Below are 12,208 nucleotides of genomic sequence, written 5' to 3'. Positions count from 1 at the left end.
TAATCGATAACTTTCTGAAAATAAAGAAGTTGTTCCTGTGCGTTTGTAACTATTCATCTCACCTGTGTTTAGTCAGTAAAATACTATAACTATTTGATTAAAAATAAATTAATTTTAGAGGTAACCTGTAATATAAAATTCAAAGAATAGTATTATATGATAAATTCATTTTGATTGGTATACATTAACTATATCGAAAACCAGTAAGCTTTTCAGAAAAAAGTCTTTACTAAAGTCGGTACAATGAATAATCATATGAAATTTCTATTTCAAATACACATCAAAATTATAGCGGATTTTGTTTTAGTAAAGGGTTTGCATCCAATGCTCTTTGCGGTATTAACCATTGCCATCTATTATCACCTGCCGGAATATCAAATACAACGGCCAAATTAGTAGTATGATTTGATTCATTTCTATTAAGAGGAGCGTTTGTTCTTTTTAAATCATAAAATCTAAATCCTTCGCCCCATAGCTCCCAACGTCTTTGTAGCAAAATTTCATTTATTAAGTCCTCACCAGAATTTGTTGATCTTGTATACTCCGGATCTCTGACTATTCCATAAACTAAAAGAACATCTGCTGCTGTAGCATCTCCTAAACGAGCTTTAGCCTCTGCTTCAATGAGATACATTTCTGAAACTCTCATATAAGGAACATCCATTCTGCTATCACCAGTACCTGCTGCAATAAATTTCTGACTCGTATATGGTCTGCGGTTATGCCTTGATGAGATTTCTATACCTGGCGGTAATATAGCGTGATCTCCTGTAGGATCAAATAACGACTTTCTGACATCTGTATCAGGAATCGTATTATATAAATTGCTATTAATAGCTTTAGGGTTTCCTCTTATATTAGATGAACTAAAATTCCTGGAAATAAAAGCTCCAAAATTACCAAAAGTATCACTTTGATCCTCTACAATATGACTACCCCACATCCATTCTTCACTTTCATAATCATTAAAACTGTTAAAATAATCATCAAAAGACATCAAACTATAGCCTTCTCTAGCTGCTTCTGCAAATATTGCTGCAATTGTATAATTACCTTGTACTAGTGCTACTCTGGCTTTGAGTCCTTGAGCAATACTCTGATCCAGATGAGATTTATTGGGTCTTGAGTATCCTTCTAATATTTGGATAGCAGCATCCAGATCAAGATTCACCTGCATATACACTTCTTCTACTGTTGATCTGGGTAAAGGTTCTAATTCGGTATTTAGAACAATAGGTACACCTAATTGACTATTAGTCATCCCATTTTGATACCGAATCCCATATAATTGCACCAATTGAAAATGAGCCCAGGCTCTATAGATTAATGCCTGCCCTACTACCGCATCTTTTTCTTCCTGTGGCCCAAGAGCATTGTCTGCATTATTAATCACTATGTTAGCATTTCTGATAATACGATAATACGTTCTGTATGGAAATAAATTATCTCCATCGGCTGCATTCGTATGATCATTCCAACGATATGCATTAATAAACCAGCCATTAGCTCGGGATGTCATCACAAAATCCTCTCCTAAGACTTCGTTTTGTAATAAAAGTGCTCCAACACCTGTTCGCCCTTGAGATCCATATCTTATATATAAGGATCTATGCATACCATTTATAATAGTAAAAAGATTAGCAGTCGTGGCCACTGCTTCATCAAATGAAACAGATTCTGTTGGTGTTTCTTCCAGAAAATCTTCAGAACAGGCACCTAAAAAAAGACTTGCCACAAGTAGCATCACATAAATTGGTAAATTTCTATACGTTTTCATCATCTCACTTTTTTAAAATATTGCATTAAACCCTAAAGACAATACTCTCGAAGGTGTAAATCTATTCGATGTTGTACCATTAAACCTCTGACCAGATTCTAATCCTTTTCTAGCATTTACAACAAATATGTTTTCTCCACTCATATAAATTTTAGCCCCACTTAAACCGACATTTTCTAGTAGGCTATTTGAGAAATTATATGCAACATTAACTTGTCTCAGCGCCAGGAAATCTGATTTTACTAACCATCGGTCAGAAGCTGCTCCAAAAGCAGCCGTTTGATTTGCATCCAATCGAGGTACATCAGTAATATCTCCCGGATTTTGCCAGCGGTCTAAAGCCTCTGTACTTAATGCAACACCATATTCTCCAGAATGCATCAGGTTGGCAAAATTAGTGTCATAAGTTTCTCCTCCCAGTTGATACGTAAATGTAAAACCGATATCAAACTTTTTGTATCTGAAATTATTGGTAAATCCTCCGAATACATCAGGTATTGCAGTACCTACAAAATCAAAAAGTGCTTTATTTTGATTGGTGGTAACAACTGTCCCGTCAGAAGTTGTCCTAACGTCTCCGTCTCCTATAGCCCCAGATTCGGGATCTAGAATAAACAAAGCAGAACCATCTGTTGGGTCTACCCCATACCAGTCCCGAAGCCAAAAAGCAAAAATATCACCCCCAACCACAAGTTTTTTAGTTCCATCAATAATTTCTTCCTGAGGTAATGCTGTAATTTCATTAGATATTGTAGCGGCATTTATAGCCAGATTCCAAGAGAAATTTTCTGTATCGACAATTCCAAAATTCAATCCAAATTCCAAACCATTATTCACCATATCACCAATATTATCAGGTCTGGTATCTAATCCCGAAGCAGAAGGTATGGGCACCAGGAATAACAAATCTTTTGATTCTCGCCTGTAATACTCAATAATCCCTGAGATCCTATTATTAAAAACACCAAATTCTAAGGCTACATCAGATTGTATGTTTGTCTCCCAGCTAATATTTGGATTTCCTGTAGTTGCCGATAAAATTCCACCTCCCAACTGATTATTAAAATCTAAATCAAATAATTCCTGACTGATATAAAAATCACTTATATCATCTTCATCTAATAAATTATCATTTCCTACTTCTCCATAAGATGCTCTTAACTTCAGTGAGCTAATCCAATCAATATTGCTTGCAAAATCTTCCTGGTCGATTCTCCATGAAGCCCCTAGAGAAAAGAAATTCCCCCATCGGTTATTTTTATTAAATCTTGATGAAGCATCTCTTCTGAATGAGGTAGATATGTAATATCGATTGTTAAAATCATAGTTTACATTGCCAAAATAACCTTCTCTGTTAAGACGTCTTGTATTAGAAGACACATCTTGCGTTGTGGTAAAATTAACTAACTCTATATTACCATCAACAATTTGACCTCGTCTATTGGCTGTAAAAAAATTACGCTCGGTATCAAAACTTTCGTGCCCTAAGAGTATATTTAAATGATGCCTGTCAAAATTTTTATTATAGCGCAAAAGTTGATTATAGTTTATAGTAGTATTTACGATGTCATCTTTTTCTATAACACCATCGGGGGCTCCATCACCTACAATTGGATTATTAAACTCTGTAGTATTAAAAAATCTTTTATCCAGAGAAGCATTAAAGGTAAAAGTAAAGTCGTTTAAAAACTTAAACTCAGCATAGGTTCTGGCATTTACAGAAAATATTTTATCTGAATCTTTATTCAGAATAGTTTCCTGTATTACATTTCTACCAGAAGAACTACCTATCCGACTATTACTACTATCAAACTGAATATCACCATTTTCGTCTAAAATAAACTCACCTGTACTCGTATCCCTCAAAAACACTGGGTAAATAGGAGCAATAAACCTCGTTGTTCTAAATGGGTTTACCAAACTATTCGTTGTCCCATCATTTGCATTATTAGATTGAGAAGAAGCAACGGAGAGATTAAGACCTGTTTTAAAATATTTTTTGAGCTGACTATTTATATTTATTCTGCCAGTTATTCTTTCAAAATTAGAATTTATAATATATCCATCTTCTTCAAGATAACTTAATGATGTAAAATAATCTGTTTTATCACTGGCTCCACTATAAGAAAAACTTAGATTAGATCTATATCCTGTTCGTATTATAGGATCCTGCCAATCAAGATCATCATACCTTATATTCGCTGAAGGATTAAGCATTCCATTTGTTTGTACAATTTGATCATTAGGAACACTAAAAGGATTTACTCCTAGCTCATCAAAAATTTGTTCACTTGCCAGCCGATTTGCCTCAACTGTTGGTGTAGAACCTGAAATAGATAAACTATTTCTTAACGCCTCCCACATGAGCTCATAATATTGAGAAGGGCCTACTCTATCATATTCACCAATACTTCTGGTACTGACTCCCTGACTGATATCTAATGTGAATGTATCTTTCCCTTTTTTACCTTTCTTTGTAGTTATAATTACTACACCATTGGCAGCTCTACTACCATATAAAGAAGTAGAAGCCGCATCTTTTAAAACCGTTACGTTTGCAATATCATTGGTATTGATACTAGAAAACTCACCGACAAATTCTACTCCATCTACTACGATTAATGGATTATTAGAAGCATTAATAGAGCCAAATCCTCGCACTCTAATATTAGGGCTGGCACCAGGCTGACCATTTGCCGGAGTAATTTTAACTCCGGCCGCCGCACCGTCTAGTACTGTCAACACATTTGTCACGGGTCTTTCTGCAATATCATCTGCATTGATCTGGGCTACAGATCCGACAATGGATGATTTGCTCGCTGTACCATAGGCAACGACTACTACCTCATCAAGCGCGCTCACATCAGGTTTCAAAATAACATCAAGAGTACTTGTATCAGAAACGATTATTTCCTGAGTTTCAAAACCAATATATGAGAAGACCAATATATCTCCAACGCTAGATGCAATTTGATAATTCCCATCAAAATCTGTCAACGCACCTTTATTTGTTCCTTTGACCAACACATTAACCCCTGGTAAGGGAGTCCCATCATCACCTGTCACTACTCCTTTTATTGCGTTTTGCACGATACCACTCTGTTGAGACGCTGTGATAGATTTTTTATTAATACTACTCAAAAGTCGTTTTGCTTTTTGATCTGACATTTTTACACTTTCAGGAAACAACAATATCTGATCTTTATAAATTTCAAAACGTATATCAGTATCTTTGAATACAGTATTTAATACACTTTGTATATTTTCTTCTCTAGTCTGAATCGATACTTTTTTAGAAAAATCAGTTAAATAATGTTCATAAAAAAAACTATATCCACTTTTTTCTTCTATTTCATGAATTACTACTTGCAGTGCCACTTCGTTAAAAGAGACAGAAACGCTACAAGAATCGTCATTGAATGAAAACACCTTGGCGACACTGCACGTCAATAACAAAAAAGAAACTATTATAATTCTTATCAAATCTTCCCCAAACAAGAAATTATCAGGTAGTTGTTTTTTCATAATTCCACTCATTACAATTGTATATATTTATGAATTAAATTAACTGATCTGTATAAAATATTCCTAAATTTAAAAACTTTATTTGCGAATATATAAATCAATAATATGGGGTATATATTAGTATCATAATGATTAAGGAGACATTAAATCACACCCATAAACTCCTCATATACTGATCTCTACACATATAAACTAATTATTCAATAATATTAGACCAATAATCATCAAATCTAATTTTAGAAATAAATTTTAACTTTTAATTAACTACTTATTATTTTTTATATAGATCAAAAGAAATTATTATATATTTTCATTTTACAATAAAATCTTATAGCTGCAAACCTACCAAATACTTTGTAAAACTTGAATCCACAAAACTAATTATTATTATTAAAAAGAATAAAAAAACAAGAGAGAATACCCTTACAAAAAAACTAAATAGCCTAAAATATCACAAAATTTATATAAATCTATGTGCTAATAGAATCATAGTAGATTCCACAGGGATTATTTTTTATATATTTAGCTATCATATAGCCATTTTTCACAAAAACCATCTCAACAAGATTATGAAACTCAATCGTATTCCGAATTTTTTTTCGATTATTTCTCTTTTAATACTCCATTTATCTTGTGGATCAAACCACCCGGAGAAATTAGATTTAAAAAATGCCCTTACCTTATATGCATCTTTTGATGTTGGAGTGAAGGCTGACTTTGCACTAGGCGATGCTAATTTATATACCGTTCCTTCTCGTGAGGCCAGAGATTCTATAAAAGTAGGGTTACACAAAAAAGATGTTACTATTGCAAAAGGGAAAGGACTTTATGGAGATGCATTATATTATGGTTCTCGTAGTAAAGGATATATCTATTATACAAGTAAAGATAATATTGCTTATAATACTGATAGGTGGAATGGATCAGTTTCTTTTTGGCTAAATCTCGATCCTGCTACAGATCTCGAGCCAGGGTACTGTGATCCTATCCAGATTACTGATGTGAGTTATAATGATGCTTCCATATGGGTAGATTTTACCAAGGAAAATCCTAGAGATTTTAGATTAGGTGTTATTGGAGACAAGGAATCATGGAAGAAAAACACCGAAATCAAAGATAATGATGATGATGACTTTGTCAATCAATTAGTTCCTGTTTCTAATCCTCCGTTTGCTAAAGGTACCTGGACGCACATTTTTATAAATTTTAAAGGATTAAATACAAAACAAGGAGAAGCCTCTTTTTATATTAATGGAGAATTGAAAGGTAAAAGAACGGATATTATAGATCCGTTTACATGGGAGTTAGAAAAATCCAATATCTACCTTGGATTAGGATATATTGGGTTAATGGATGAACTTTCTATCTTCAACAGAAATCTTACCCATCAGGAAATTACTGCACTATACAGTTTAGAAAACGGTGTGCATTCTCTTCTTAAATAAAACATCATTACACTTTATCATCTAAAATCAAAACTAGTTAATATGCGTTTTAAATTCATAATTATAAATAGTATTATCTTACTTTTTTTTTCTTGTAAAAAAGAACAAAAAACTACTAATGAAGAACAGCGCTGGAATATTCATGCTGCAAATACAACCATCATTAGAGATGATTATGGAATACCACATATATATGGAAAAACTGATGCAGATGCCGTTTTTGGGCTATTATATGCACAGTGTGAAGATGATTTTAATCGTGTAGAACAAAATTATATTTGGGCAACTGGTCGCTTAGCCGAAGTGGATGGCGAAAGTGCTATATACAGTGATCTAAGAGCAAAGCTTTTTATGACCAAAGAGGAAGCCATCGCTAACTATGAAAATAGCCCAGAATGGCTTAAAAAGTTATGCGTTGCTTTTGCCGATGGTATCAATTTTTATCTAAAAACACATCCTGAGGTAACTCCCAGATTGCTAACTCATTTTGAACCATGGATGCCCATGTATTTTAGCGAAGGCTCTATTGGTGGAGATATAGAACGCGTTTCTATCCATAAAATCAAAGCTATGTATCAAGACGGTATGGAAATACCTAATGAAGAGGAAGAAGTGATACAAAGAGAAAAGGAAATGCTAGAGCCACAAGGATCAAATGGAATTGCCATTTCTGGCGATCTTACACAATCTGGAAATGCAATGTTATTAATTAACCCGCATACTTCTTTTTATTTTAGGGGCGAAGTACATATGGTAAGTGAAGAAGGCTTACATGCCTATGGAGCTGTAACCTGGGGACAATTTTTTGTATACCAGGGGTTCAATAAAAAAACAGGCTGGATGCATACATCCACCTATACAGATGTTATTGATGAATTTATAGAGACTATAACGACCAAAGATGGGAAACCTATGTATAGATATGGTAATGAACTACGCCCGATAGAACAATATTCTGTTACTTTGAAATATAAAGAGGGCGAAACTCTAAAAGAGAAAACATTTCCAGCCTATAGAACACATCATGGCCCCATCACACATCTCAAAGATGAACATTGGGTTGCCTCTGCACTCATGTGGCAACCAGTAAAAGCATTACAACAATCTTTTATTCGTACAAAACAAGATGGATACGATGGTTTTCGTGATATGATGAATATACGTACTAATTCTTCTAACAATACAGTATATGCTGATGCTGAAGGTAATATTGCCTATTTTCATGGTAATTTTATTCCGATACGGGATCCATCTTTTGATTATACAAAAGCTGTTGATGGCAGCAATCCTAAAACCGACTGGAAAGGACTACATACGGTAGACGAAACTATAACACTCTTAAACCCTAAAAATGGATGGATTCAGAACTGTAATTCTACTCCATTCACTGCTGCGCAAGAATTCAGCCCTAAGAAAGAAGACTACCCTTCTTATATGTCTATCGATCGGGAAAATTTTAGAGGAATACACGCAATAGATCTTTTAAAAAACAAAAAAGACTTTACCCTTGATAGTCTTATTAGCCTAGCCCATGATCCTTATCTCCCTGCATTTTCGGTATTAATACCAGGACTGGTAGAAGCTTATGATAAAATAGATAAAACAAAAGAAGTAGGAAGTAGTATCGAGATTTTACGTAATTGGGATTATAAAACTTCAAAAAAATCCATTGCGATGACCCTTGCACACTTTTATGGAACCAATTATGCTAAAAAAGGAAAACGACCAGAGGATCAAACTCTTAGTGATATGGAATTATTCACATACTTCGGTACAGAATCTCCTTTAGAAGAACGGTTAGCTATTTTTAAAGAAACGCTTACACAATTAAAAACAGATTTCGGAGAGATTTTACCCTGGGGATTGGTGAATCGTTTCCAGAGAATTAATGGTGATATCAAACAGCCTTTTGATGACCAGAAATCTAGTGATGCTGTAGGGTTTGCATCGGGACGTTGGGGAGCCTTAGCTGCATATGGTGTGCGATATACAAATAACACAAAGAGAATCTATGGAACCCGAGGTAATAGTTTTGTTGCCGTAGTAGAATTTGGTGACAAAGTCAAAGCAAAAACTATTCTGGCGGGTGGTCAAAGTAGTAATCCTACTTCTCCACATTTTAATGATCAAACAAAATCTTATATAGAAGGTAGGTTTAAAGATGCTGCATTTTATAAAGAAGATGTAGTAAAGCGTGCAAAAAAGACATATCATCCGGGAGAAAAATGACCAGTTGGAATACTCTTTTTTAAATCAATAAACTATTAAAGTTATTTTTTGATTCTATGGGGTAATTAGTATATTAGACATTAAATACATCAATTAATGAGAAATCTTAAAATCTGCTCTATATTTTTTTACTTTTTATCAATTTCGCTTTGGTCTAATACGCAAAAAACTTCTGTAGAATATATCGAAACAGATGGTATCATTAAAGAAATTATTTTTAAAATGAGAGGACATAGATCCTCAGCAACTGCCACTGTAAGTTATAAAAAGATAAAAGGATATAATCTATCGAGTAAAGTAAAACTGATGCACATCCCATTTATTGGTTCATTAGACAAAGAAGGTCTTATTATCAAAGTTTTATACAATAAGAATATACCACTCCTTTTTACTGGATAGTACTCCCTTCTGGCAATCCTATTGGCTGTATACTATTGTTCTAATTAGATGTTGACATTTTTGGTGTTCCAGCTAATCAAGAGAGCCAAATAATTAGTAACACAATAAAGGTTTACGTAAAATTTAGTCTTTAAAAACTAATATTTCCTATTTTTAAGTTAGGCAATAATATTCCTTTATCTAAATCATTTTTGTAACTTTAAGTTGAGAATAACTAACTCTTATGGCTTTTACAGGAAAAGAATTTGAAATCCTTGCAGAAAAAACATCACTTTTCCTTGTCTTAATGGATAAAGAAGGAAAGGTTCGCAAAGTAAATAAAAGATGTGAATCTTTATTCTTGCTACCCAAAGATCAAATTATAGGTCAGTCCATGTTCCAACGTATTCTTGATGAAGACGAATCTGATTTCAGAAAACTTATCTCAGCACTATCTGACAACTCGCCTCAAGCTAATCGAATATATAGATTTGCCACATTAGTTTCTGATGCGATATTATCTATAAAATTTGATTTTGTATATCACCACGATCAAATGATCTATGCCACAGGAATCGATGTGACAGAGGAGAATGAAGAGCATAATTTATTAGTGACACTTTCTAAACTCACCAAAACTGGTGTTTGGCATTTTGATCCCTTAAAAGAAAAGTTATATTTTTCTAAAGAGTGTTATCATCTTCATGACATAGCACCCAATACACCAATCGCATTAGAGACAGCTATAAAGTATTACCACCCTGCATCCAGACAAAAGGTAGAAAAACATATCGATAGTCTTATTAATGATAAAAAACCTTTTGACTTTATTGAACGACTAATTAGCGAAAAAGGAATTGAAAAATGGGTACGTGTCATCGGAAAACCTGTACTTCATAAAAATAAAGTGATTTTTATTAATGGAAGCTATTCTGATATTACAAATCGATATAAATATATCAAACAACTAAAACATAATGAAGAAACCAAAAACCTGGCATTAAAAGGAATACGGTCTGGTCTTTTTGATTATAACATCGAAAACAATTCTATTTTTTATAGCACGGACTTTAAGAAAATGCTAGGTCTTCCTCTTGACAAAGATTTTGTTCCAGAAGAAATTTTTAGAGAAATGATTCATCCAGATGATGTAGATGATTCTATACAAAGACATACAGATAATTTAAAAAAAGATGGGTATCATTATCATAATTTTTATAGACTCAAGCACCTTAATGAAGGATATCGACATTATGAAGTTTATGGATATCGAAAAAAAAATAAAAATGGAGAAACTATTAGAATGATTGGTAATCTGATTGATATACATCAGAAAAAACTAAATGAACAAACCATTGTGGAAAATCAGAGTAGATTATTAGCAATGGTCAACAATAGTTTTGCATATACGGTATTACTGAATACCAAAGGTGAGATTCTAATGGCTGACGAAAACTCATTATATATTATCAAAAGAGATTTTAAAGTAGACCCTACGACCACCCCATCTCTATTTATAAATGTAATGCCAGTAAATTTCAAAAATACGTTTGCTCACGAGTTTAATGAAGCATTAAAAGGCATAAGTGTAAAAAAAGAGATAGAACGCATTACTATTAAAGGTACTACACAATGGTTAGAATCAAAATATACACCAATTTTTGATGATCAGAATAAAGTGAATGCAGTGCTCATTAGTTTTCATGATATTACAGAATCAAAATTAGCAGAACTAGCCATAAAAGAAGCACATATAAAGGAGCAAGAGCTCAGCAGCCTTAAATCAAATATTCTTTCAAACTTTAGCCATGAAATCAGAACTCCATTAAATGGTATTATGACTATTTCAAACCTATTATTATCTGGTGAAGAAAAACAGCAAGAACGAAAAAAATTATTAAAATACCTTGATCAAAGTAAAGATAGATTATTAAAAACTATTAATAACCTTTCTCTATATAGTGAGTTTGAAACCATCAGGAAAAATCTGGATTATATTGAGGCAGATATGAATTATACTGTAGAAACTTCCTATCGCGAATATCGGCACTTAGCCAAATCTAAAGGCCTTACTTACTTGTTAAAACTTGATGAAAGTTGCCCAATTGCTACTATTGATGAAAATATATTCCGAACAGCTTTAAACAACATTATACACAATGCTATTAAATATACAGACACGGGTAAAATTGTAGTTAAATTAAAAGCAATTAAAGAATATATCCATATCACTGTTAAAGATACAGGAATCGGAATTGACAGAAAAAACCTCAAAAAGATATTTGATCCCTTTATACAGGAAAGTATAGGACTGAATCGCAAGTATGAGGGTATTGGCATAGGATTAACTTTATCTAAAAAATATATAGAAATATTAGGAGGAATAATAACTATCAAGAGTGAAACACTTAAAGGTACTAAGTGCACTATTAAAATACCGCGAGTTTTATGAATATACTTTACGTAGAAGACAATAAAATCAATGCTATGGTTATGGATAAAATGCTTTCGAAAAATGATGCTAAGGTAATCATTGCCGAAAATGCCTCGAAGGCACTGAATATGGTAAAAGAAGTCTCCCTAGATCTCATCCTGGTTGATATCAATCTGGGACTTAATCAAATGGATGGATGTGAATTATTAAAGCATTTCAAGAAATTAGACATGCTAAAAAATATTCCAATGTATGCGGTAACCGCCTATGCAATGCCAGGAGATTCACAACGTTTTATACAATTAGGCTTTGATAAATATTTCTCTAAACCAGTAAATTTTGAAAAATTATTGATTGCTATCTCTAAAGTAAAGAAATCAAATGTTTCTTAAACTAAAAACGAGTATCAAATCTTGATAC

General features: G+C 33.1%; 7 protein-coding genes. 5 read left to right on the top strand and 2 right to left on the bottom strand.

Annotated elements, in window-relative coordinates:
- Nucleotides 1–286: 286 nt before the first annotated feature.
- Together F0000_RS16610 and F0000_RS16605 are read right to left on the bottom strand one after the other, a co-directional pair.
- Nucleotides 287–1,777: a RagB/SusD family nutrient uptake outer membrane protein gene (locus tag F0000_RS16610; RefSeq protein ID WP_255452775.1), complete on the bottom strand. Its 1,491-nt coding sequence runs from the start codon at nt 1,775–1,777 to the stop codon at nt 287–289.
- Between the two features lie 12 nt (nt 1,778–1,789).
- Complete coding sequence (locus F0000_RS16605; RefSeq protein ID WP_188112153.1) at nt 1,790–5,302, bottom strand: SusC/RagA family TonB-linked outer membrane protein; 3,513 nt, start codon at nt 5,300–5,302, stop codon at nt 1,790–1,792.
- Nucleotides 5,303–5,871: 569 nt separating this feature from the next.
- Between F0000_RS16605 and F0000_RS16600 the strand changes: the two genes are divergently transcribed.
- From F0000_RS16600 to F0000_RS16580, 5 genes are all read left to right on the top strand, one after another.
- The gene (locus tag F0000_RS16600) at nt 5,872–6,747 is read left to right on the top strand and encodes a LamG-like jellyroll fold domain-containing protein (protein WP_149625850.1); all 876 of its coding nucleotides are present in this window, start codon (nt 5,872–5,874) and stop codon (nt 6,745–6,747) included.
- A gap of 42 nt (nt 6,748–6,789) precedes the next feature.
- Nucleotides 6,790–8,976, top strand: coding sequence for an acylase (locus F0000_RS16595; RefSeq protein WP_149625849.1), 2,187 nt, complete (start codon nt 6,790–6,792; stop codon nt 8,974–8,976).
- Nucleotides 8,977–9,072: 96 nt separating this feature from the next.
- Complete coding sequence (locus F0000_RS16590; protein WP_149625848.1) at nt 9,073–9,375, top strand: hypothetical protein; 303 nt, start codon at nt 9,073–9,075, stop codon at nt 9,373–9,375.
- 223 nt (nt 9,376–9,598) lie between these two features.
- A complete protein-coding gene (locus tag F0000_RS16585; protein ID WP_149625847.1) occupies nt 9,599–11,806 on the top strand; it encodes a PAS domain-containing sensor histidine kinase in 2,208 nt (735 codons plus the stop codon).
- A complete protein-coding gene (locus F0000_RS16580) occupies nt 11,803–12,180 on the top strand; it encodes a response regulator (RefSeq protein ID WP_149625846.1) in 378 nt (125 codons plus the stop codon). The genes F0000_RS16585 and F0000_RS16580 overlap by 4 nt, the downstream gene beginning before the upstream one ends.
- Nucleotides 12,181–12,208: the final 28 nt, after the last annotated feature.

Source organism: Aquimarina sp. RZ0, from assembly GCF_008370685.1.
In the GTDB taxonomy this organism is placed as follows: Bacteria; Bacteroidota; Bacteroidia; order Flavobacteriales; family Flavobacteriaceae; genus Aquimarina.
This window is presented reverse-complemented; position numbering and strand designations above follow the sequence as displayed.